This window comes from Azotobacter tropicalis (genome assembly GCF_059739045.1).
In genome coordinates this window covers 946358-968913 of record NZ_AP046059.1, presented here as the reverse complement: position 1 = coordinate 968913, position 22556 = coordinate 946358, and the positions used below count along the sequence as shown (strand labels likewise).

General features: G+C 61.8%; 19 protein-coding genes and 1 pseudogene. 1 reads left to right on the top strand and 19 read right to left on the bottom strand.

Annotation, left to right across the window (positions count from 1 at the left end; genetic code table 11):
- Nucleotides 1-9: 9 nt before the first annotated feature.
- From galE to Atro_RS04295, 7 genes and pseudogenes are all read right to left on the bottom strand, one after another.
- Nucleotides 10-1032, bottom strand: coding sequence for a UDP-glucose 4-epimerase GalE (gene galE, locus Atro_RS04325; protein WP_497926588.1), 1023 nt, complete (start codon nt 1030-1032; stop codon nt 10-12).
- 157 nt (nt 1033-1189) lie between these two features.
- Complete coding sequence (locus Atro_RS04320; RefSeq protein ID WP_497926587.1) at nt 1190-2245, bottom strand: acyltransferase family protein; 1056 nt, start codon at nt 2243-2245, stop codon at nt 1190-1192.
- Between the two features lie 315 nt (nt 2246-2560).
- Nucleotides 2561-3607, bottom strand: coding sequence for a glycosyltransferase family 4 protein (locus Atro_RS04315; RefSeq protein ID WP_497926586.1), 1047 nt, complete (start codon nt 3605-3607; stop codon nt 2561-2563).
- 99 nt (nt 3608-3706) lie between these two features.
- On the bottom strand, nt 3707-4819 hold the full coding sequence (locus tag Atro_RS04310; RefSeq protein ID WP_497926585.1) for an acyltransferase family protein: 1113 nt from the start codon (nt 4817-4819) through the stop codon (nt 3707-3709).
- Between the two features lie 102 nt (nt 4820-4921).
- The gene (locus Atro_RS04305; protein WP_497926584.1) at nt 4922-5941 is read right to left on the bottom strand and encodes an NAD-dependent epimerase/dehydratase family protein; all 1020 of its coding nucleotides are present in this window, start codon (nt 5939-5941) and stop codon (nt 4922-4924) included.
- Between the two features lie 83 nt (nt 5942-6024).
- Nucleotides 6025-7432: pseudogene (locus tag Atro_RS04300) on the bottom strand (mannose-1-phosphate guanylyltransferase/mannose-6-phosphate isomerase).
- A 207-nt stretch (nt 7433-7639) separates the two neighbouring features.
- On the bottom strand, nt 7640-8431 hold the full coding sequence (locus Atro_RS04295; RefSeq protein ID WP_497926583.1) for a glycosyltransferase: 792 nt from the start codon (nt 8429-8431) through the stop codon (nt 7640-7642).
- Between the two features lie 203 nt (nt 8432-8634).
- On the opposite strand from Atro_RS04295, the gene Atro_RS04290 reads away from it, so the two are divergent.
- The gene (locus Atro_RS04290; protein WP_497926582.1) at nt 8635-9087 is read left to right on the top strand and encodes a hypothetical protein; all 453 of its coding nucleotides are present in this window, start codon (nt 8635-8637) and stop codon (nt 9085-9087) included.
- Here the strand turns inward: Atro_RS04290 and Atro_RS04285 are convergent.
- The 12 genes from Atro_RS04285 to Atro_RS04230 form a co-directional block, all read right to left on the bottom strand.
- A complete protein-coding gene (locus tag Atro_RS04285; protein ID WP_497926581.1) occupies nt 9074-9946 on the bottom strand; it encodes a polysaccharide pyruvyl transferase family protein in 873 nt (290 codons plus the stop codon). The genes Atro_RS04290 and Atro_RS04285 overlap by 14 nt on opposite strands.
- Nucleotides 9940-10341, bottom strand: coding sequence for a hypothetical protein (locus Atro_RS04280; protein ID WP_497926580.1), 402 nt, complete (start codon nt 10339-10341; stop codon nt 9940-9942). Before Atro_RS04280 ends, Atro_RS04285 begins: the two co-directional genes overlap by 7 nt.
- Before the next feature lie 241 nt (nt 10342-10582).
- Nucleotides 10583-11536 carry a glycosyltransferase family 4 protein gene (locus Atro_RS04275; protein ID WP_497926579.1) on the bottom strand — a complete coding sequence of 318 codons (954 nt, stop codon included), beginning with the start codon at nt 11534-11536 and terminating at the stop codon, nt 10583-10585.
- A 309-nt stretch (nt 11537-11845) separates the two neighbouring features.
- A complete protein-coding gene (locus Atro_RS04270) occupies nt 11846-12763 on the bottom strand; it encodes a glycosyltransferase family 2 protein (protein WP_497926578.1) in 918 nt (305 codons plus the stop codon).
- Between the two features lie 14 nt (nt 12764-12777).
- Complete coding sequence (locus Atro_RS04265) at nt 12778-14040, bottom strand: oligosaccharide flippase family protein (RefSeq protein WP_497926577.1); 1263 nt, start codon at nt 14038-14040, stop codon at nt 12778-12780.
- Entirely contained in the window at nt 14037-15506 is a 1470-nt protein-coding gene (locus tag Atro_RS04260; protein ID WP_497926576.1) for an O-antigen ligase family protein, read from the bottom strand. The genes Atro_RS04265 and Atro_RS04260 overlap by 4 nt, the downstream gene beginning before the upstream one ends.
- Before the next feature lie 88 nt (nt 15507-15594).
- Nucleotides 15595-16983 (bottom strand): undecaprenyl-phosphate glucose phosphotransferase, encoded by a 1389-nt coding sequence (locus tag Atro_RS04255; RefSeq protein ID WP_497927605.1) that lies wholly within the window; start codon nt 16981-16983, stop codon nt 15595-15597.
- Between the two features lie 311 nt (nt 16984-17294).
- Complete coding sequence (locus Atro_RS04250) at nt 17295-17582, bottom strand: CpsB/CapC family capsule biosynthesis tyrosine phosphatase (RefSeq protein ID WP_497926575.1); 288 nt, start codon at nt 17580-17582, stop codon at nt 17295-17297.
- The gene (locus tag Atro_RS04245) at nt 17582-18019 is read right to left on the bottom strand and encodes a CpsB/CapC family capsule biosynthesis tyrosine phosphatase (RefSeq protein WP_497926574.1); all 438 of its coding nucleotides are present in this window, start codon (nt 18017-18019) and stop codon (nt 17582-17584) included. The genes Atro_RS04250 and Atro_RS04245 overlap by 1 nt, the downstream gene beginning before the upstream one ends.
- Nucleotides 18020-18094: 75 nt before the next feature.
- Entirely contained in the window at nt 18095-20335 is a 2241-nt protein-coding gene (locus Atro_RS04240) for a GumC family protein (RefSeq protein ID WP_497926573.1), read from the bottom strand.
- Nucleotides 20336-20430: 95 nt separating this feature from the next.
- Complete coding sequence (locus tag Atro_RS04235) at nt 20431-20970, bottom strand: polysaccharide biosynthesis/export family protein (protein WP_497926572.1); 540 nt, start codon at nt 20968-20970, stop codon at nt 20431-20433.
- 68 nt (nt 20971-21038) lie between these two features.
- The gene (locus Atro_RS04230; RefSeq protein ID WP_497926571.1) at nt 21039-22247 is read right to left on the bottom strand and encodes an outer membrane beta-barrel protein; all 1209 of its coding nucleotides are present in this window, start codon (nt 22245-22247) and stop codon (nt 21039-21041) included.
- Nucleotides 22248-22556: the final 309 nt, after the last annotated feature.

Here is a 22556-nt window from a genome sequence, read left to right as displayed (position 1 = left end):
GCTGTCGCCTTACTCCGCATAGCCTTGCGGATTCTTCGACTGCCAGTGCCAGGTGTCGCGCATCATCGCCTGCAGGCCGCGCTCGGCCTTCCAGCCCAGTTCGCGGACGGCCTTGGCCGGGTCGGCCCAGCATTCGGCGACGTCGCCGGGACGGCGGGGAGCGATGCGATAGGGAAGCGGCCGGCCGGAGACCTTCTCGAAGGCCCGCACCATCTCCAGCACGCTGTAGCCGCAGCCGGTGCCGAGGTTCCAGACGTGCACGCCATGCCGGCGGGCGATGACGTCCAGCGCCTTGAGATGCCCCCTGGCCAGATCGACGACATGAATGTAGTCGCGCACGCCGGTGCCGTCGCGGGTCGGGTAGTCGCCGCCGAATATCGACAGCTCGCGCAACTTGCCGATGGCCACCTGGCTGATATAGGGCAGCAGGTTGTTGGGCGTGCCGTTGGGGTCTTCGCCGATCAGCCCGCTTTCGTGGGCGCCCACCGGGTTGAAGTAGCGCAGCAGGGCGATGCTCCAGCGCGGGTCGGAAGCGGCCAGATCGTGCAGGATCTGCTCGACGATCAGCTTCGAGCGGCCATAGGGATTGGTCGGCGTGCCGGTCGGAAAATCCTCGCGGATCGGCATCTGCGCCGGTTCGCCGTAGACCGTGGCGGAAGAGCTGAACACCAGGCGGAACACGCTGGCACGGGCCATGGCCTGGCACAGCGCAAGGCTGCCGGCGACGTTGTTCTCGTAGTAGTCCAGCGGCTTCTTCACGCTCTCGCCCACGGCCTTGAGACCGGCGAAATGCAGTACCGCAAAGATGCGGTGTTTTTGGAAAAGCTCGTCCAGCAGGTCGCGGTCGCGGATGTCGCCCTCGACGAACGGCGGCAGCTTTCCGCAAATGGCCTCGATCCGCTGCAGCGACGCGGAAACGCTGTTGCATAGATTGTCGAGCACCAGCACTTCGAAGCCGGCCTCGAGCAGAGCAAGCGTGGTATGCGAGCCTATGTAGCCGGCACCGCCGGTCACCAGAATTTTCTCGGTCACAGGAAATCCTTATCCAGAGCCGCGGGGCAGGCCTTGGCGGCCGGCTAGCCGTGGGCTGTCCGAATGTTTAATGGGTAATCAGGTGTTAGCGAGGTGCGGCGAGCGCCGAAGTCAGGCCGCGAGAGAGAATGGGGTCAGGAGAGGTAAGCCGACTCCGCTATTTGATTAATAGCGCTCTCAGGGTTCTGGTCAGGGGAACTTCGACGAAGCGATAAACAATCAGTGCGACCAGATAGCAGGCCGCCACTTCGGCGATGACGAGTAAATAGATACTCAATGTCAGATGCTCGGCGATGGGGAAGAGCTTTCTGAACAAGACCAGGATATAGGTATGAATCAGGTACAAGGAAAAGCTGGCATTACCCAGCTGGATCAGTGGCTGGGGCACTTTGCCGTCTGATAGCCCGAATACCAGGCAGACGAAGGCCAGAAAGGCCGGAATGCCATAAGCCACGGCACGATCCGCGTCGGGGAAAACCTGAGCAATACCGGGCATGACCGCCAGCAAGGCAATCCCCGCTGCAAGGATGAGTCTTCTCGTGGCAGGAGCGAAGTCCGTGCTGCCGGTCTTCTTGAGCTTGTTGTACAGCTCGTAGGCCAGCATCCCGTAGGCAAATTCGAGCAGAATGCCTGAGGTGTAGAACCGGGCGATTACGCTTTCCGGTTCGAAATATTCGCCGGCCAGGGTGAGCAGTAGAAGCAGGCCCGAGCACAGCAGCGTCCTGTAGGCGAAGCTTGTCCGCATGCACAAGGCAAACAGCAGATAGAAAAAGATCTCGTAATTCAGTGTCCATCCCACGCCCAGTACGGGATATACACCGTTGGCCTTCTGGAACGGGATGAAAAACAGCGACTTCAGCAAGGGTTCGAGGCCGGGTGCGGTGCTCTTGATGATCTGCGGAAGCAATAGCGCTCCCGCAAAAATGCTGAGCGTTGCCAGCCAATAAAGCGGGACTATCCGGATCAGCCTTTTGCTGAAGAAATGATCTTGGGATTTCGACGATATGAGTCCTGTGATGAAGCCGCTTACCACGAAGAATATGTCCACTCCCCAGTCTTGAGGGCCGAATATCTCGGCATGGTGCATGGTGACAGCCGTGGCGGCTATGAAGCGCAGTACTTGAATGCTGTCCAGGTATTCGGCCTGCTGCGTACTGTTCGCAGGCGTGTATGAAGGCCATGGGCTCAGTTTATCTACCCTGTAAGTTTCCACTTTCAGTATTCCTGCAGAGGGCAACTACCCGAATTTCAAAGGCGAACCGGTTTGGGGCGGTGATGGAAAAATTTTTCTTTGCTTTCATGAAAAGAAAGAAGTCGGGCATGACGTGGCGGTCAGATACCTCCTTGGTGAGGATGGGCTTGTTCAGGGTTTTTTAGAGAAATACTGGCAAGAATCTCCTTTTCAGGGAGCGGAAGGTCAGCCCGAGTTCCTGCCTGCCCGGGAATGGGGAGGCTGAGTTTTTTCAGCACACTTTTGAGTGTCGATGGCGTGATGCAGAGGCATCGCGGCGAGCGATCGTTATGGCTTTCAGTGAAGTTCTCTTATCGTCTCCAGCAGGCGCGTGGCCGAGGTGTTCCAGTTGTAGCGCCCGATATTGAGGCGGCCCTTTTCCTTGAGTGTTTCGGCCAGAGCCGGCGTCGACAGAAGAAGGTCCATTTTTTCGGCAATATCCTTTATGTCATGCGGCGAGCAATACAGGGCCGAGTCTTCGCATACTTCCGGAAGGCTTGCCGTATCCGCCACGAGCACCGGGCATCCGCAGGCTTGCGCCTCCAGCGGTGGAATGCCGAAGCCTTCGTAGAAGGACGGAAATATGAAGGCTTCGGCCCCGCTGTAGAGATCGATCAGTTCCTCGTCGGAAACCCGGCCGAGCAGTTTTATCCGCGGGTCCGCTTCGATCTTTTTAACCAGATCGGGGTCCGCGAAGTTCTTGTTCAGCGCTCCGGCGATGTAGAGCTTGTGGGTGTCTTGCTTGAGCAGGCCGAAAGCATCGATCAGGCCATGAAAGTTCTTCTGCCGGTTCAGCGAGGAGACTGCCAGTATGTAGCGCTCGGTAGCCGATGAGGGAACCTCCTGAAAGGCGCTGGATACGGCGTTGGGGACGACGGAAATCTTTTGCGAAGAAACCCGGTAAACCGCGCAGATTTCTTTTTTGGAGAACTCGCTGACGGTCAGGATTTTCAGCGAGGTTTTCAGCATCCAGGGCGTGGCCAGTCGATAGGCGGTCCGAAATCTCCAGGAAAAATTCTCCGGAAATTTTTCGAAGGCCACGTCGTGAAGCGTCGAAACCTTGTTGGGGTACAGGAGCGGGGCGGTGTTGGCCAGGTTTATGAGCAGGGGCGAATTCCGGGTTTTCAGGAAGGCCGGAAGGTCGATCTGTTCCCACGCATGTCCGCTGCGGCTGCCGATCACCTCGACTCCCAGCGCGTCGGCGATGTCACGGTGGACGATGTTCCGCGGGGCCACGAACCTGATGTCTGGCCGCAGCTCGTTCAGCTGTCGACTGATCTCCAAGGCATAACGTTGTACGCCGGTTATGGGCTGGGTCAGGAAGCGGGCATTTACATATATCAATCTTGAAGTCCTTTCGTGATCGACGAGGGAAAGGTCCGAGATGCTTTCAATCTTCGGGGCGTATGACGGCCTTGGATGCGGGAGCCCGCTGGCCAGGTCTTATACGGCGAGGTTTCTTTCTGGGGCGTGCAGAGTTTTTACAAGGCGTTTTCCGAACTCCTGCCCGGTGGTTTCTATGTGTTTATAGGTGAAGGCCGAGCAGAGAATCACGGCCAGCACGATGGCGAAGACGAAAAGGTTGTTGAGGAGGACATGGCCAAAATCCAGGTAGCGTGCTTCGCCTACCATAAAGGAAAAGTTTTTCCCCAAACTCTTCTGCAACACCATGCTGATTGCGATGGCGCAGAATATGACGGCGATATGCGTCAGGTAGATGGAGTAGGACAGTTTGCCCAGTGTGGTCAGCGGGGAGGTTTTCAGCAGGTCGGATAGTTTTCCCTGCTCGAAGGCGAACAGGATCGTGACCCCGCAGAACAGCAGGCTGGTATAGATCGACTTGTGTTCGAGGTCCGAGGTGACCAGCCAGTAGACGGCAGCCAGCAGGAGCGGCTCGAGTGCGGCCGTCAGTGTTCTACCCGGGCGCGCGTTGTTGTTGATCCAGGCAAATAGCAGATAAGCCAGGGCGCCTGCGAAGAAGCTGGACATTCCCCGCATGACGGCTTCGGTGAACAGCGCGCTATGGGTATACAGGGCAAGGAACATCGCTGCGGATATGAGGGTCCAGACGACATATCTCCACTTTCCCCGGAAAACGATCAGGGCCGCGAAGAGCAGGTACATGTAGTACTCGACGCTGATGCTCCAGGACGGGTAGTTGAATGACAGCTTGTTCGTCGCGTCGGTCCAGGATTGGACGAGCAGAAAGTTGGGCAGGATTTCCGAGACGGCTCTGCTTTCCGTGAAGGGAGCCTCCCCGAAGGAGACTCCGTTGCGGTAGGCGACCAGCTTTACCAGCTCCAGCAGGATGAATACCAGCAGCATCGCGATATGCAGAGGAAATATCCTGAAAGTCCTCGCGACGAGGAATTTTCGGAGATCGATAGCCTGTCTGGTTCCATAGCTGTGCGCCAGGACGAAGCCGCTGAGCACGAAGAAGAAATCGACGAACAGCTCGGCGTTGCGAAAGAAGGCGAGTTCCGTGGGGCTTTGTGGAACATGCAGGTGGTAGAGAACAACGGACAGGGCGCATAGGCCTCTGAAACTGTCCAGCACATGGAGTCTTTCCGTGTGTCGCATGGTTTGCTTCTTGCTCGATGAAGTGGGAGTGGCCCAACGCGAAACGACCTGTGAGGCTGGTGGGGAAAGGGCGCCAAGTCAGCGCCACTCGTCCGGACAGTCGACTTTCCAGTCGGCGAAGGCCGTCTCCAGCGGGTACTGGTACGGATAGCCGTGCGCCACCAGAAAGCCGGGGTGAATGTTGTTCGAGCGCACCAGCTTGCGGATCCGCACCGGGCTGAACGGGTGCCTGATGCCGAGCGGCCGGGCGATCAGCTCGATGCCGTAGGCCGCGCTCAGCAGCAGCGGGTAGGGAATGGCCGGCACCTGGCGGCGGACGCCGGCCACCTTGCAGACGGCCTCCACGTATTCCTGGATCGAGGGGCCGGGGTTCATCGACATGTTGAACAGCGTGAAATGCTCGCCCTGCTCCTTCTGGCGCTGCAGGGTCCACCACATGGCCGCGCACAGCTCCTTCACATAGGTGCCGGCCTTGCGGGTGTCGCGGTTGCCCATGTAGAAGAAGTAGCGCTTGAGCACCGCCTTGATCAGGCGCGAGACGTTGCCGCCTTCGCCCGGGCCGAAGACCACGCCGGGACGGACGATGACCAGATGGCGCTGCGCCCGGTCGGCGGCCAGCCAGGCCTGGTGGATCTTCTCCGCGGCCAGCTTGGAACCGCCGTAGGCGGTCACCGGAACCGGCAGGGAGCGCTCGTCCTTCTGCTGTTCGCTCGGGCCATAGGGCGAAATGGAGCTGGTGAAGACGAGGTCGCGGCAGTCCACGCGCTCGGCCCAGGCGCAGACATTCTCGGCGCCCAGCAGGTTGGTCTCGTAGTATTCGAAATCCTCGTGGCCCGGCTCGCGATGCACCGCGGCGAAGTTGGCGATCAGCGTCACCGGCTCCTCGGGCTGCCAGGCGATTTCCTGACGGACGTCGCCCTTGATCTCGACGATGCCCGCCTCTTCGCGGACCAGCCGGGTACGGTAGGGGAAGGGCTTGTCGGCCACCTGTTCCCTGTCGAACAGGTAGACCTTTGCGAAATCGCCGGTGGCGAGCAGTTGTTTGGCGAAGAAGACGCCAATGAAGCCGGAGCCTCCGAAAATGACAGCGCAGCTCATCCGATAAGTTCCTCAAGCATGAAAGGAGTCTTGCGACTCGGGTTCCGTGGTCGATGGCCGTTCAGGCCCTGCAAATCGGCAGGTCAGGCCCGCCCGTAGACGTCCTCGAAGCGCACGATGTCGTCCTCGCCCAGGTAGGCGCCGGACTGCACCTCGATCAGCTCCAGGGGATGACGCCGGGGTTTTCCAGGGCGTGGATCTGGCCGATGGGGATGTAGGTGGACTGGTTTTCCGCCACCAGGTAGGTGCTCTCGCCGTTGGTGACCTTCGCGGTGCCGCTGACCACGATCCAGTGCTCGGCGCGGTGGTGGTGCATCTGCACCGAGAGCTTGGCGCCGGGCTGCACGGTGATGCGCTTGACCTGGTAGCGCTGGCCGTTGTCGATGGCGTCGTAGACGCCCCAGGGCCGGTACACCTCGCGGTGGTTGAGGTGTTCCTGGCGGCCGGCGCCCTTGATCCGCTCGACGATCTGCTTCACGTCCTGGACCCGGTCCTTGTGCGCCACCAGCAGGGCGTCCTTGGTTTCGACGATCACCAGGTCCTCGACGCCGAGCGTGGCCACCAGGCGGCTGTTGGCGTGCACGTAGGTGTTGCGGCTGTCCTGGGCGAGCACGTCGCCCTTGAACACGTTGCCCGCGGCGTCCTTGGCGCTGACTTCCCAGAGCGCCGACCAGGAGCCGATGTCGCTCCAGCCGGCATCCAGCGGGACCATGGCCGCGGCGTCGGTCTTCTCCATCACCGCATAGTCGATGGACTCTGCCGGACAGGCGGCGAAGGCTTCGGGATCGACCCGGAAGAAGCCCGGCTCCTGAGGGGGAACGTCCAGCGCCGCGCGGCAGGCCGCCAGGATGTCGGGCGGAAGCGCTCCAGCTCCTCGAGGTAGCGGCTGGCGCGGAACAGGAACATGCCGCTGTTCCAGAAGTAGTCGCCGCTGGCCAGGTAGTCGCGGGCGGTGGACAGGTCGGGCTTCTCGACGAAGCGGCCGACGGCGAAGCCGCCCGGCGTCAGCGCCGCGCCGCGTTCGATGTAGCCGTAGCCGGTTTCCGGGTGGCTGGGGACGATGCCGAAGGTCACCAGCCGGCCCGCCTCGGCCAGCGGCAGGGCGGTGCGGATGCTGGCATGGAAGGCTTCCACGTCCTGGATCAGGTGATCGGCGGCCAGCACCAGGAGGATCGGGTCGTCCGCCTGGCCGAGGGACTGCAGGGCGGCCAGGGCGATGGCCGGGGCGGTGTTGCGGCCGACCGGTTCGAGCAGGAGGGGGGCTTGCTCCAGACCGAGACGCTGCAACTGCTCGGCGACGAGAAAGCGGTGCTGCTCGTTGCAGATCAGGCGAGGCAGGGCGACCTGCAGGCCCTGCAGGCGCTGGAGGGTGGCCTGCAGCATGGAGAGCTGGGCGTCGGCCAGGGCGAGGAACTGCTTGGGGTTGAGCTGGCGGGACAGCGGCCACAGGCGCGAGCCGGAGCCGCCGGCCATGATGACGGGGAAAAGCATGGAGAACACATCCTGTATTCGTGAGTCAGAGAGGCTGACTGCGCAAAGTGAAGAAATGGCGCCAGGTAAAAGGCCGGGTGTGGAACGAGACGAGAGACAACAAGGTCAGGACGGACAGCTGGAGCCGAGGCGGGCAAACATCGGGCCTGGCCGCTCGGAGGAGGGATAGAGACGCGTCCTTACCCGGCAATGACGGAAAATCCGCTCCTATACCGGGCTCAGCTCCTTCACGCGGCTGCCTTGTCGGTGGAAATCCCGAGGCACTGCCTGGAAGTGGCCCAGGTGAGAGGCGATGAAGTGCTTGATCCGCTGCTGGAAAACGCTCTTGTCGAACGTGGCGGCGTGCTCATGCAGAAGCGCCGGGGCGAACTTGTATTCGCCGTTTTCCAGTTGCTGCACGGCCTGCATCAGGGCCTCCACGCTCTGCTCCCTGAACAGGATGCCGGTCTTGCCGTGGATGACCGTCTCCAGCGCACCGCCCTTGGCGTAGGCGATGACCGGCGCACCCGCCGCCATGGCCTCGACGGGCACGATCCCGAAGTCTTCCATCCCTGGGAAAACCAGGCCCCGGCAGCGTTGCAGGAGGTCCTTGATGACCGGAAAGGGCTGGCGCCCCATCAGTCGCACATTGGGCTGGGCCTTGGCTTTCAGCTTGTCGAACAGTTCGCCCTCGCCGATCACGATCAGCGGCAGGCCGAGCCGGTTGAAGGCCTCGACCGCCAGGTCCGCGCGCTTGTAGGCGACCAGTTGCCCGAGGCACAGGTAGAAGTCGCCGCGTTGGGCGTCCGGGCTGAAGTCGGCGGTATTGACGGGCGGGTAAATGACCTCGGCCTCGCGGTGGTAGAACTTCTTGATGCGCGAGGCAATGAATCCCGAGTTGGCGACGAAGTGGTCCACGCGGTCTGCCGAAAGCCTGTCCCAGGCCCGCAGCCAGTGGGCGATCCACGGAAAGAGCATGCGAACGATCCGCCCGGCGCCGGCTTGATACTCGTGGTACATGTCCCACACATAACGCATGGGCGAGTGGCAATAGCAGATGTGCAGGGCGTCCGGCGGGTAATGATGCCCTTGGCCGGGCCGGATTCGCTGCTGAGCACCAGGTCGTACTCGCTGAGGTCAAGCTGTTCCAACGCAAGCGGCATCAGCGGCAGGTACTTCTGGTAGTGCTTCCTGGCACCCGGCAGGCGCGAGATGAAGGTGGTGTGGATCTGCCCCCGGAAGTTTGCCGGAAGCGACTGGCGTACTACCTTTTCATTGCAGACATGGATGAAAAGATCTGCATCCGGGAAAAGTTCGACAAGTGCGGAGCAAACTGCTTCGCCGCCGCGATTGCTGAGCCACCAGTAGTGGACGATTGCAACTTTCATGGGAATTTCCTTTTTCTCTTGAGAGAGCTTGTGGCAGATGTGGCAGTAGAGATTCGTACGGTTTTTTCTTTGAGCATTTTGAGAGACCGGAAATATGGCGCCCCCGCTTGGGGCGGCACCCTTCCCGATGCTGCGGTAGGCCTTATGGGAGCGACCCGGAGTAAGGCTGTGAGTTCTTGTTTTTGGAGATTTGCTCAACGGGTAAAACAATTTCCGGGTTTTGACTCATCGAGTTGTAAAGCATGGAAGATTTACATGCCCCGCATGGTTCAGCTCATATCTGATTGAGCAAAGCGGGCTTTGGATCGAACCTGGAAAGATTCTTCGAGGAGAACATTTTGATTTCCGGAATCTTTCGATCCAGTTGCTGCTTGATGGAGTTGGTGTTCTCTATGAAGTTGGTGAGCTTTCTTTCGAACTCATCTGGTGCGTCTATTATTTCATGCGCGCTCGATAAATAGGGCTGGTCGAAACCGAAGTGTTTCATCAAGCCCTCCATCTTGTCCTTGTACTCGATACCGAACACTGGAGTGCCGGCACCACAGGAGGCAATCATGAGATGCATCCGCCCGCTGACTATTCCGTCCATATATCCCACTACGCCTTTGAGCTCGGCTGCGGTCAATTGGGATTTCGGCCTGAAAACAAAATCTCCCAGCTCTGCCTTGAGCGATTCCTGGACCGGATCCAGACAATGGTAATCGGAGGCGGAGCCTCTGAAGTCGTGCTCCAGAAGTACCGTACTTATTTTCCTGTGCTTGATCAGGTGGCCAACAGTAGCGGAGAAGTTTTGAATGACACGCTTGATATTATGCTGCTCTTTCAGGTCGAGTAATAAAGGGTGCAGGTTCAACCCTATGATTTTCCTTCCCACAGCACGCTGCTTGTCGATCCAGCTCCTTGCCTCTTCGACAGTTTGGGTTCCTGTCCGGGGCTCGAGCAGGAATGCGATGTCGGCAACCAGATTTGCCGGGGCGCTCGTTATTTTCTTGAAGCGTTCAAAGGAAAGCGGATCTCTCAGATTGAAAACGACGCTGTCGCAGAACTCGTCGAAAACTATGTGAATCCTCTTGTAGGGCGCCTTATTGAAGCTGAACCCGGTCACTGCACAGGCTACGCCCCGGCGCGCCAGCATGTCCGTCAGCATGAGAAGCCTTCCAGAGAACTCCGGACTATAACTTCCATCCAGTACATCTGCCCTACGGTTATGCTTGCGCAGATATTGTGCGGCTTGATCAATTCCATGCGCCGATGCAGGGAAAGCTTCCCGTCAAGCGCTCTTACGGAGTCGGCGCCGAGCGTACGGGCACATTCGTCCGCTGCGTTGTCTGCCGTTGCAATGACAAAGCGAGCGTGTGGCCATTTTTTTCGGAAATAGGCAAGGATGGCTGTCAGCATCGCCTCATCTCCCTTGGAGGCCAGCAGCAATGCCGGATCTGAAGGAATCAGCAGTATTGCGGGGGCGGTCGGATCTTGTATCCATGGTTGGCCATCCCGCAACTTGCGCCACTCCCGCAGTAGAGAGTTGAATTTAATATCCAAGTATATTTCTCTGGCCCCGAAGTTTCTCCATAGATATCTTATCGATTTGTACAGCATAGTATTCCCTGTGGGTAAATTGAATGATACTTGTGAAAATCAAGTGTGGCGAACTTGTCGATGTTGTCGTGTCGCGAGTACGGGCAGTCATTGACTCGAAGTTTTTTATGGGGGTGTGCCTTGCGAATCACCGGCCCGGCATGTTCTCTGAGCAATGGCGACGGATTCAAGTTTGGGCTGAATGTCACGTCGTCAGTAGTTTTGCCATATATTGAGCAGATGTATGCCAGCTCTGAATGTTCTTCGGAAACTCCTGGGCGTTACGGAGCGGGAGTTCCGGGATCCGCAGCAGCGCACTGGCGATTTCTTGGGCACTTGGGGCCACTACCTGGCCTTGGCCATCAGCGGCTTCCTTCAGTTCGGGCACGTTGGATACGATCACCGGTGTGCCCACGGCACGCGCCTCGAGAACCGGCATGCCGAAGCCTTCGTACAGGGAAGGCATGACCAGTACGTCGGCCAGGGCGAACACGCCAGGCATCAGTTCGTCCGGTACATAGCCCGGCAGAACGATGTCGCCTGCCGGATTTTCGGCGATCCGCCGGGCCAGTTCCCGGTTCTGCCAGCCGCGGGCGCCGACCAGCACCAGCTTGTAGCTGGCTAGCCTGCCGTGCTGCTTGAGCTGCAGGAAGGCATCCACCAGCGCGCCGATATTCTTGCGCGGCTCCAGTGTCGAGACCGCCAGCACATAAGGGGGTTCGATGCCCAGCGGCGCCAGCGCGATCTGCGCCGCCTGGCGTTCGGCCGTGTCCAGCGGCCGGAACTCCGGCCGGACGCCCGGGCGTACGATGCCGTCCGCTGCCCGGCCGACCCAGCGCAGCAGGCGATTCGACGTGCCCTGGGAGTTCGCCAGGATAGCATCGGCGCTGCGCACGTCACGGTCGAACCAGGCCATGTGCGACCAGCGGGTCGCCCATTCCATGGTTTCCGGCACGAGGCGGTGATTGAGGTCGTGCACGGTCGCCACCACGCGGCGCGCGACTTGCCGGCCTGGATGGATGGTACGGCCAGCCCAGAACACGTCCAGCCGGTCCCGGCGCGCCATTTCGGCCCCGCGGGTTTTCAGCCAGGCGAACGAGGGCAGTTTGCGGGCGAGCGGCGAGGATTCGCGACGCACTATCCAGCGTGCGGCAGGCAAGGCGATCTGCTCGGGGCAAGGCGCGTATAGACGAAGAACTGCACGTCCGGCAGTAGGCGGTCCAACTCGCGGCACAGGTTGAACACGTACTGGCCCACTCCGGAGAGTGGTGTGCGCAGGGCATCGCCATCGATTCCCACTCTGCTCAGGGGCAGCGATCGACGCGACGCTGCGCGGGCAGATAGGTCTCCGCCACTGGTCAGATGCTGGTGCACTTGGCTTGTCCTCCATGTATTGCGGGCGAAACCCGGAATTGGCGTTCCATATCGGCCGTGCGACGGCCCAGGTTCGCTGCGGGGCCTGCAGTTTTCATATCTCCAGCACGCGCAGCGGATCGAGTTTTCCTGACAGGAGATGGGAGCAGGCATGCAGGTTGCCCTGCAGACGTCCGGGGAAGTCCTTGATGCGCACCCCCGTCAGAGTTTTCAGCAGATTGGAGAGCACGTTCTTCGCCATTAGCGTGATTGCCGTACGCCAGGACATCGTGCCTTTCTTGGCGAGATAGATCGGATTGGATATCTGCGAGTAACCGAAGCGCACGCCGCTCGTGCGGCCGGAGCTGGTGCCCATGTGAACCCCCTTGCAGGCGGGTATCAGGGCTACCACTCCATATTTCCGGGTCCGGTTGGCGAAGTCGTAGTCTTCCTGCCAGCCATAGAGGGGAAGGTTTTCGTCGAATCTCGTGCTGCCGGCCACGAGGCCCCGGAATGCCATGTTGCAGCCGTAGAGTCCCTGGAGAACCTGGGTTTCGCTGGCGTTGGACCAGTGCGGCTCCGGCTGTCTGGTTCCATCGAGATAGTGCGGCACGTCCTGTTCCGGAATCCCGTGCTCGCTCTTGATACCGTCGGCCAGCACATGGCCGGTGAGCCCGACCAGTTCCTTCCAGTCCCGCATCGCCGTCGCGGCATTTTCCAGCCAGTTCGGTGCGGGCCTGAAATCGTCGTCGAAAAACGCCACCAGCCAGTCGCTCGGAGCCAGGGTGTCGACATGGGGCAGCAGCGCATCCAGGCCGGCATTGCGCTGGATGGTCGCACTGGCACGCGACAACAGGAGGGTCGCGTCCCCCCGGTTGGTCATCGGATGGTTGTCCAGTCCCAGAATATCGGCGGGTTCGCTGCCGACCACGATGACATGCGAGGGCATGAGCGTCTGGCGTGCCAGATAGTCGAGCAGGACATAGGTTTCCTTGGCGCGCCCTTTGGTGGCGACGACGACGAATGCTTTCATTGAGGAACGTCCATTTATTTGAAGTCGAAGATGCGGGCGAGGATGCCCATTTCCCGGCATGAGTAGATCAGGCCGATCAGGACGACCAGTTCGCCGGCTATCCGAGCGATGGCCATACCCTGGGCGCCATGGGCTATGCCCAGTGGGATTGCGCACAGCAAGTTCACGGCTGCGCCAAAAAGGGCGACTCTGGCCAGCGTGTTTTCCTTGTGGAGCGGGATCAGTACGTAACTGCCCAGTACCAGGGTCATGGCGTTCAGCGGGAACACGAAGGCCAGGTACTGGAGTATCTGCACGCTTCTCTCGAAGCCCGCCCCGAAGATCAGCGGCACTATCCACTGGCCGAGCAGGAGGCTGCAGGCCAGACCGCAGAGTCCTATGCCGACCAGAAGGAACATGGCCTTCCTGACCAGGCCATAGGCCGCCTTCTCGTCCCGAAGGAACAGGGCCGTGATGCGCGGGACGAAAATCTGCCCGGCAGGACCCATTACGCTCAGACCGACCGCGACCAGGCGTTCCGCAGCACCGAAAGCCCCGACCTCCGCCTGGGTCGAGAGGATGCTGAGCAGATAGGTCGACGAGGCGATCAGCAGCACGGAGCTCCCGGTGTAGAGGAAAATCGTGCCGGAGGAGCGGATCAGCTCAAGACCTGCTTTCAGGTCGAGCGGCGGCCGTGCGATTTCGCGCCTTATCCACCAGTGCGCAGTGGCAAGCGCCACGATTCCGGAGCACAGCAGCGAGGCGAGGACCAGATCGGCATCGTCCTGCTCGCGTACCAGCGTCAGTATCAGCAGAAGACTGATGGCGAATCCCAGCACCTCCAGTTTTACGGAGCTGCGCGGACGGCCGCTGCCGGTGAAGTACCATCCCAGATTGAATGCGGAAATTATTCCTTGCGCCACTGCCAGGAAGGCAGTCGTCGGATGTGCCGACAAGACTGGGGATAGAAAGATGGCAATTGCACCGCCGATCACGGCAAGAAAGCTCAGAATGGTTCGCGCCATGAAGTGCTGGCCGAACAGTTCCGCATAGCGTTCGGGAGACGCGATGGCGATGGAGCGCGTGCCCGTCGTGGAGAATCCCCAATTGACGAAGAGCCATACCATGCTCATCAGCGACATGGAGGCAAGCACCAGCCCATAGCCTTCGACACCGAGCACTCTCCCGTAAAACGGAATCAGCAGCAGCAGGTAGAGATAGCGGAGCGCGTAGGCGAGATAGACGAAAACGAAGTCGGCACGCGACTGCCGGCTGTCCGTGAGTTCCAAAGTGCTCATTTCTGTAGCCTGTAGCGCAGGTTGAAGGGCTGGTTGAAGGCTGTCGCGCCGATTCTGCTCGCGCTGTATCGATTGCCTTGCTTGGCGGCGCTTAGGGTGATCGCCAGGGAAACGCCGTAGAGAAAGGCGTTGTAGCTGCCGAAGTCCGCGGTGGTGCCGGCCAGGAGCCCGACGACGAAGGCCGGGATGTAGGCGAGGTGCACGCCCCTCAACATCGTGCGGCTGGCACCGTCGGCCTGCGAAGGCAGCCTGTGCCGCAGCGTCTGCACTACGAAGGCGAAATACAGCAGGCCGCCGATCACACCGCTATTGCTGAACACCGCTGCTGCGAAGTTCGAGGTCCGGGTACTGCCGATCCCGACGCCGAGGCCCCAGGTATCGGCAAGCGCCTGCCAGCCTGTGGCTGTCCACATGCTGCGCTCCTCATAGGAGCTGCTCTGCGTCTTGTTGAACACCATCTCGTCGATCTTCTCGACGATGGGGTCCAGCAAGGACGGATTCAGCAGAATGACGAGCGTCACGCCCAAGGCTGCCGAAAAGGCCGTCCAGAATTCGAAGCCGAGTTTTCTGATCAATAGGGTACCCGCGGATCTGGCGTTTTTTCGCCACAGCCAGTCCATCACCGCGACCAGGCCGAAGATGAACAGGCCTACATAGGCGGCTGAGGAGGTCGATAGCCATATGAAAAGCACCAGCAGAAAAACGAGAGCCGGCGAGAGGATGTCGCGTAGCCAGCGTTTGCTCATGGCATGCCGGAGAAAATGGATGAGGCATAAAAAGGAAATGCAAAGGCCGCCATAGGCGGACGCTTCCGGCATGAGGCCGACAACCCGTTTGCCGCCGAAGATCTCGACCTCCGTCATCAAGGCATAGGTGGCCGTGCGAAAGGGGTCCAGAATGGCATCGAGCGACATATACAAAGACAAATAATCCAGAAAACCACTGAAAACGGTCAGTATTGCGCCGAAACACATGGCGGACAGGGCGTGCTGGCGCTGTACGGGATCGCGCAATAGGTGGCTGAAGGCAAAGACCGCGAAGATCGAAATCGTCAGATAGGCGAGCTGCGAGAAGTTCTGAGTGGTCGGTCTGAGTGGTTCCCCGAAGGTCATGATTTCCAGGCGTACCGGGATGATGGTGACCTCGCCCGCGAAAAAGCGCGGCATGAAGAGGGTGGCCACTATCGCCGCCAGCCAGAAGAGGAACAGCAGCAACAGGCGCTTTCGCGAGCGTGCTGCGCCGACGAAGAATTTCACCCCGCCCCGGCTGCCCAGGCTGCGCAGGATGATGAGCAGCACCACCATGGGCGTCGGCGTCAGGGTCAGGCCGCCGGTCAGCGTTGGCGGCACGACCGCAAAGGCACCGAACGGCATGGTGCCGAAGAACAGATACAGCAGCACATGGGGCTTGCCGAACAGGCCCAGGAGCGCGAGCCCCCAGAACAGCGCGATAGGTATGGCTTCCATGTCTTCGCAGTCTTTTAGGGTGGATTTCGGATGATCGGAGTGTTGCGGTCGTTGCCGGCGGTTGGCCCGCTGTCGCTCTGCGGCGTGCTCAGTAGATGTCCTTGGAGAGCAGGGTGAAGGGCGTCTTGATCAGAATCTTGAGGTCCAGCCACAGCGACCAGTTGTTGATGTAGGCCAGGTCCAGCTCGACGCGCTGCTGCATCTTGTCCAGGGTCTCGGTCTCGCCGCGGCAGCCGCTGATCTGCGCCAGCCCGGTGATGCCCGGCTTGATCCGGTGGCGGGCCATGTAGGCGTCGATCTTGCCGGTGTAGTAGTCGTTGTGCGCCACCGCGTGGGGGCGCGGGCCGACCAGCGACATGCGCCCCTGCAGCACGTTGAAGAACTGCGGCAGCTCGTCGATCGAGGTACGGCGGATGAAGCGGCCGATCGGGGTGATGCGCGGGTCCTCGCGGGTCGCCTGCCTGACCTGTGCGTCGGCGTGCAGGCGCATCGAGCGGAACTTGTAGACCTTGATGATCTGCCCGTTCCAGCCATGGCGCTGCTGCTTGAAGAGGATCGGCCCCGGCGAGGAGCGCTTGACCAGGACGGCGACGACCAGCATCAGCGGGCTGAAGGCGAGGATCGCCAGCAGGGCCAGGGAGCGGTCCAGCACCGCCTTGGTGAAGGCGGCGCTCGGGTAGGTGGTGAGCGGGCTCTCGTTGAGGTGGATGGCCGGCAGGCCGTCGACCTCGCCGACCGAGTGGTTGAGCAGCATCAGGCTGGCCAGGTCGGGTATCCACACCACGTCGACGCTGGCGTCGAGCAGGTCGATGTATAGGCCCTTGATCTGCTCGGCCTCGGCCAGCGGCAGGGCGATGTACAGGCGGCGGATGTCGTGCTCGGCGATCAGCGTGCGCAGCTGGCGGGTGTCGCCGATGATCGGGTGGAGGCTGTGGCCCGGCCGTTCGCTGCCGATCGGGGCGACCAGGCCGACCAGGGGCTCGTTCTTGATCCGCAGCCGTTCGGCCAGGTCGAGAGCCAGTTCGCTGGTGCCGACGATCAGCGAGGTGCGTCGGCCCTGCAACCTGCGGTGGTAGCGGCGGGAGAAGCGATGCAGCGGCAGAAAGGTGCCGGCCTGCAGCGCGAGGCCGGCCAGGGCCCAGGTCAGGATGACCTCGCGGGAATAGAGTTCGCTGGTCTTGGTGACGAAGGCGAGCAGGGTGAGGGCGGCGAGCAGCAGCAACCAGCCGGCACACAGGCGGGCGAGCCCGCTCAGGTATCCGTGCTGCTTGCGGTAGACGCCGAGCAGCGAGTAGATCGGCACCGAGGCCAGTACCGCGATGACCGAGAGGATGCGGTACGGGGTGTCGAGTTCGCCGTTCTTGAACTGGGCGAGGCCGCACAGCAGCAAGGTGGTGAGCATAACGGCCACAAGCCATTGCCCCCAGAAGGTCAGGCCGCGACCGCCGGGCAGGGCGAGATCGGAAGGGCTGGCGATGTGGCGGGTGCCGAACGGAAGAGCGCCCGCGAACCGGGAAGCCCCGGCTCGTCCTTGAGTGGGGCGGAGCGATACTCGGGCCGCAGTGCGCGCATGGGGTTCGCCGGAGATGGTCCTGTGGGCTGATGCCCCGCCGGCTACGGGGGCAGCTGTGAAGTTGTCGGCTGTCATCCTGAAACTTGCCTTTATATAAGGAGAGGGGCGCTCCGTCCGCGACGGAGCGCTGTCATCTGTGAATGTGGGGGCTTTCTATGCGGCCCGTGCCGGCAGGGGCGCGGCCGTACCGGTCGTTGCTCGAATTGCGCCGCTGCTCATGCGAAATGGCTCTGGGCGATCTGCCAAGGGGTGTGTCTTACCAGGCGTTCGGCCCGGGCCTCTCCGACGAGGCGGGCGGCGTGCTCCAGGCCTTCGCCCAGCCGCGGCGGGCGGTGCCGCGGGTCGTGGGCATCGCTGGCCAGGACGCTGACCAGGTCCTGCTCCAGCAGGGCATGGGCGAAGGCCTGGACCGCGGGGCCGAAGCGTCCGCTGACGGACGCCGCCGTGATCTGCAGCAGGCAGCCCTGCTGCAGCAGGGGCTTGAGTTTGGCCGGGTTGCGCATCAGGGCCTTGTTGCGTTCGGGTGGGCGATCATGGGCACGACCTTGCGCTCCAGCAGCCACTGGGTGAGGCGTTCGGCGGCGAAGGGAAACTCGCCATGGGGAAACTCGAGGAGCAGGACCCTGTTGCCCTGCCATTCGCCGAGGAACGGCAGGGTGCCGCGGCCGAAGCTGTCCATCACTTCCAGGCCGAAACGGACTTCGGCGGCAGCGCCCAACTGCAGAGAGATGCCCGCCCGCTCCAGGGCCGCGACCAGTCCGGCCCGTGCGGTTTCGATGCCGATCACGCTGTTGTCGTAGCGGCCGGGATGGATGTGCGGCGTGCAGACGACGTGGGTGATACCGTCCCGTACGGCGAGACGAGCCAGTTGCAGGGCGCTTTCCAGGTCGGCAGCGCCATCGTCGAGGCCGGGAAGCAAGTGATTGTGCAGATCGATCATGGCGGTGGACCGGGTATGGGCTCGTGTTCTCGTACGAAGGAACGGGGGGCAATCGTTCGGAGAGAATGGGCCGCTTCAGGTTTGTTGGCTCTTGCTGTAGCCGTAGTGGTCGTAGTAGCCGTCGTAGCTGTAGCCGTATCGCTTCGCCTTGCGTACATCCACCTGGTTGAGTACTACGCCGGTGATCGGCGTGTTGCTCTGCAGCAACTGGCCGATGCCCTTGCGCGCCAGCGGGATCGGCGTGGCTTCGGACTTGATCACGTAGATCAGCGCGTTGGCCTGGGTGGCGAGGATGGCGGCGTCGCTGACGGCCTGGGTCGGCGGCGAGTCGATGACGATGCGCTCGTACTTGTTCTTCAGCACCTCGATGATCTTGGCGAAGCGCGGCGCAGAGAGCAGCTCCAGCGGGTTGGGCGGGACGGCCCCGGCGGCGAGCATGTCGATGCCGTCCACATGGCGGATGCATTCGTCGAGCCGGGCGGTGCCGGCGATCAGGTTGGCCAGACCGGGAGTGCCGACCGGAAGGCTGAAGTTCTTCGCCAGCGTCGGACGCCGCAGGTCGGCATCGATCAGCAGAATCTTTTCCATCTGGCCCAAGGCGAAGGCCAGGTTGCTGGCCACGGTGCTCTTGCCTTCGTTGGGCAGGGAGGACGTGATGACCAGGACCTGATGCGGCCGGTTCATGCCCGACAGGATCACACCGGTGCGGATGGTGCGGATCGATTCGGAAAAGGTTTTTTCCTCGTTGCCGCCGAACAGGTGGGCAAGCTGGCCGCGGTGCTTGCTCTCGACCAGCGGCAGGATGCCCAGCACCGGCATGTAGAGCTGGTTCTCGACGTCCTCGCTGGACTTGAAGGTGTTGTTCAGCGCGTCCAGCAGCAGGGTGATGCCGATGCCGGCGAACAGGGCGAGCAGGGCGGCCAGGGCGACGATCAGGGGTTTCTTCGGCTTGATCGGGTAGTTGGGGGCGGAGGCCGTATCGACCACCCTGGCGTTGGCCGTTTCCAGGTCCGCCGTGGCGGTGGTTTCCTTCAGGCGGGTCATGAAGGTCTCGTAGAGGGAGCGGTTGGCTTCCACTTCGCGTTGCAGTTCGCGCAGCCTGAACTCCTTGCGCGAGATGGTCTGGATCTGCGCCTTGTTGTTCTCCACCGAGGCGCGCAGCGAGCCCTCGTTGGCGGTGGCCATCTGGTAGTTTCGCTCGATGCCGGCGACCACCTGTTCCACCTGGCCGCGCAGGCTGGCCGAGGCGGCAGAAAGTTCGGTCTGCGCCGCCTCCATGGCCGGATGGCGGGGGCCATAGCGCTTGGACAGTTCCTCGACCTTGGCCCTGGCCATGGCCTCGTTGGCCTTGAACTGCTGGATCAGCGGATCGCCGAGGACCGCCGGGATGGTGGCCAGGCGTTCCCAGCCGGCGCTGCGGCTGGCCTGGACCTGGCGATAGAGGCTCTCGGCCTCGGCCCGCTGGCGGCGGGCGTCGATCATGCGGTCGCTGGTGGCGGAGAGTTCGGCGGCGCTAATGGTGGCCACACCGCCCACGTCCACCAGGTTTTCCTGCTCGCGGAAGGCCTGCAGGCGATCCTCGGCCTCCTTGAGCTTGATCTTCAGTTCGCCGAGACGGCTGTTCATCCAGGCGCTAGCCGTCGCGGACATGTTCATGATCGCTTCCATCTGGCTCTCGATGAAGCCGGTGGCCAGGGCGTTGGCAGCGCGGGCGGCCAGGTGGGCGTCGGCCATGTCGACCTGGACCCTGACCAGTTGGCTCTTGCCCATCGGCTCGATGAAGATGCGATCCATGAAGGCCCGGGTGACCTCGTCGAAGATCCGTGCTTCTGCCGACTCGGGACTTTCTTCCGGGGCTTTCGGCCGGCTTCCGGGAGCAATCTTGTCAAGGACGGCGGCGAGCAGAGCGCGGATATCGAGCAGCGGCTCGGGGCGTTGGCGCGGATCGAACTCCGGGTGGGCGGTCAGGTCGAGTTCCCGTACCACGCGCTCGGCCAGGGCGCGCGACTTGAGCAGCTCGAACTGGGTCTGCAAGTAGCCGCTGCCGGTGCCGTCCAGGCCGTAGACCTGTTCGATGGAGACCACGTTGGCCTGTTTCTCCTCGATCAGCAGGGTGGCGCCGGCACGGTAGATGGGCGTGATGCCCAGAACGGCGAATATCGCGATCGCCACGGCCGCTACCACCAGTGCGAGGATGCCCCATTTGCGGTGCCAGAGGGTCCGCCAGAGTTGCTGCAGATCAGTGTCATCGTCATCGGCGTCGCCCTGGGGCTGGGCAAGCCAGGGGCGCGCAGGAATCTGGGCATTCATGTCCATGCTTGAAAACTCTTGAGGATGGTAGGCATGCCGGGAGCGTTTTCGAAGGTGCGCCCTGGCGGCGGCTGTCGCTTTCCCGGTTGGGAAGCGGCGGCCTAGAAGAACCCCTGGTCGATGTTGATGCTGTCGCCGGGATGGACCGGGGTGTCCAGTGTGGCCTTCTCCGGTATGCGGTTCGGATCCTGGTCGCGAATGATGGTGATGCGTCCGGTCGAGGCCAGTTCGGTGAGTCCGCCGGACAGGGCGATCGCCCGGCGCAGGGTGAGGCCGGGCTGGTAGGGATAGCCGCCGGGCTGCTTGACCTCGCCGCTGATGTAGAACTCGCGGTATTTCAGGACGCTGACCGAGACGCGCGGGTCGATCAGGTAGTCGCCCTTGAGCCTGGCGGTCAGCAGTTGCTCAAGTTCGGTGGCGGTCTTGCCCCTGGCCTGGACCTCGCCGATGAAGGGATAGGAGAAGGAGCCGGCGTCGGTCAGGCGAATCTCCTCGATGCTGAGGTCCTGCTCGCCGAACACGTTGATGCGGATGACATCGCCCGAGGCCAGTTTATAGGTGGAGTTGCCTTCTGCCGACGCGTTGCCGCCAGAGAGCAGCAGGAGCGCCAGGAGCAGGCTGAAAAAGGGACGAATGACCATAAAGCTCGGTTTCTCTTGGGTTGTGCCGACGGAGTCCGCCAGTCGCTGCATGCCCATGCGCTGGGGCGTCACAGGCTGGCGTTGATGCTGAACAGGTAAATGTTGCGGTCGTAGCTTTCGCCCACGCGGCTGGAGTCGTTGCTGGCGTACTTGTAGCCGATGCCGACGTCCAGCCAGCGGCGCAGCTTGTAGGTCAAGCCAAGCTCGAAGGCGTCGAAGTCGTCGTCGCGCTCGTAGTCCTGGTATTTGCGTTCACTGCGGGTGTAGCCGGTCTTGGAGGACAGGCGTGCGCTCCAGTCGTGCTTCCACTCCAGGGTGGTGCTGGTGCTCTTGATGGCTGAGGCGCCGATGCCCGACTCGTAGTTCTCGTCGATGGCCTGACGGGTGACCAGGCTGAAGATCGAGCGGGTCCGCGGTTTCCAGTCGATGCCGACCTCCCACATGGAGGTGGACATGTTGTCGACGCCGGGCTCCTCGAAGCGTTTCTTCTCGCCGCCGACCTTGACGGTGCCGGTGGTCTTGGCCGTGGCCTCCCAGGTCAGGCCGCCGAGCAGGGCGAGGTTCTCGCTGTTGCGCATGTCGTTGGAGAGGTAGTTGTAGTCCGTGTAGCGGGCTTCCAGCAGGGCGCGGGTCTTCGGTGCCACCCGGACGTAGAAGATGCCGTTCAGGGTGGTGGATTCGCGCTCCAGGTCGTCGTTGACGTGATTGCGGTTGTGGTAGCGCAGCTTCTCGTGCTTGACACCCAGGTCGATCTGCCCGCGCGCGCCCTGGGCGCCGTAGCTGTACAGGGCACCGGCATCGATGGTGCTGTACTTGTCGTTTTCGTCATTCCCGTTGTTCGAGCGGTCGTCCGCGTAGTTGTCCGAGTTCTCGGAGTCGATCTGCTCGATCCGCTGGTAGCCGGCATTCAGTTTCAGTCGATGGCGGACGTCGAACTGGAGAACCGCCTCGGCCGTCAGGTAGTGATCGGTGTTGTCGTCGTCGCGGCTGGAGTGAACGACGTCGCTCTCGGTGCGGTACTTCACTTCGTAGCGGCTTTTATGGCCCCGCGCGCCCAGGACGAAGGTGGGGCTGACGGTGGTGATCCACGAGGAGGCCGCATGCTTTTCGACGGCCCGGAAGTTGTCGTCGTAGCGTTCGTTCACCTGCAGGCTGGGGGTGAATTCGACTTCGTCCGTCAGTTCGATGCCTTGCGGGGCGATGGCCCAAGCGGTACCGGTGCCGGTCGCTGCCGAGAGGGCGACTGCCAACGCGTGGAGATGGTGTTTGTGACTCATGGGGACCCTATGGGACGGAGAGGCGATCTCTCCGGTGGCACTGCTTTTTCTCCGCATCCTGCGGCAATGGCGGTCTTCGTTTCGGGAGTCGCCCGATCCGCGCCGGATGCGGGCCTTCAGGCACGCTACCGCCCCAGGATTTGGCGTTCGATCCCGAGGACGTGGAAACCCTGTTTTTCGCGCAGGCGCAGGCCTGCAGTGGCTCCTCGCAGAGGAGCTGCATCCGGGTGCTGCAAGAGGGAGGCGTGTGTGAGTCGTGTCGGGGAGTCTGGGCTCATGGGCCTGTCGGGCAGGCTCTACTTCGAACTA

Coding starts and splice junctions, on each gene's coding strand:
- Atro_RS04305 (WP_497926584.1), bottom strand. CDS start 5,941: ATGAGCTGCGCTGTCATTTTCGGAGGCTCCGGCTTCATTGGCGTCTTC.
- Atro_RS04295 (WP_497926583.1), bottom strand. CDS start 8,431: ATGTACCACGAGTATCAAGCCGGCGCCGGGCGGATCGTTCGCATGCTC.
- Atro_RS04285 (WP_497926581.1), bottom strand. CDS start 9,946: ATGCTGACGGACATGCTGGCGCGCCGGGGCGTAGCCTGTGCAGTGACC.
- Atro_RS04270 (WP_497926578.1), bottom strand. CDS start 12,763: ATGAAAGCATTCGTCGTCGTCGCCACCAAAGGGCGCGCCAAGGAAACC.
- Atro_RS04265 (WP_497926577.1), bottom strand. CDS start 14,040: ATGAGCACTTTGGAACTCACGGACAGCCGGCAGTCGCGTGCCGACTTC.
- Atro_RS04260 (WP_497926576.1), bottom strand. CDS start 15,506: ATGGAAGCCATACCTATCGCGCTGTTCTGGGGGCTCGCGCTCCTGGGC.
- Atro_RS04250 (WP_497926575.1), bottom strand. CDS start 17,582: ATGCGCAACCCGGCCAAACTCAAGCCCCTGCTGCAGCAGGGCTGCCTG.
- Atro_RS04245 (WP_497926574.1), bottom strand. CDS start 18,019: ATGATCGATCTGCACAATCACTTGCTTCCCGGCCTCGACGATGGCGCT.
- Atro_RS04240 (WP_497926573.1), bottom strand. CDS start 20,335: ATGGACATGAATGCCCAGATTCCTGCGCGCCCCTGGCTTGCCCAGCCC.
- Atro_RS04235 (WP_497926572.1), bottom strand. CDS start 20,970: ATGGTCATTCGTCCCTTTTTCAGCCTGCTCCTGGCGCTCCTGCTGCTC.
- Atro_RS04230 (WP_497926571.1), bottom strand. CDS start 22,247: ATGAGTCACAAACACCATCTCCACGCGTTGGCAGTCGCCCTCTCGGCA.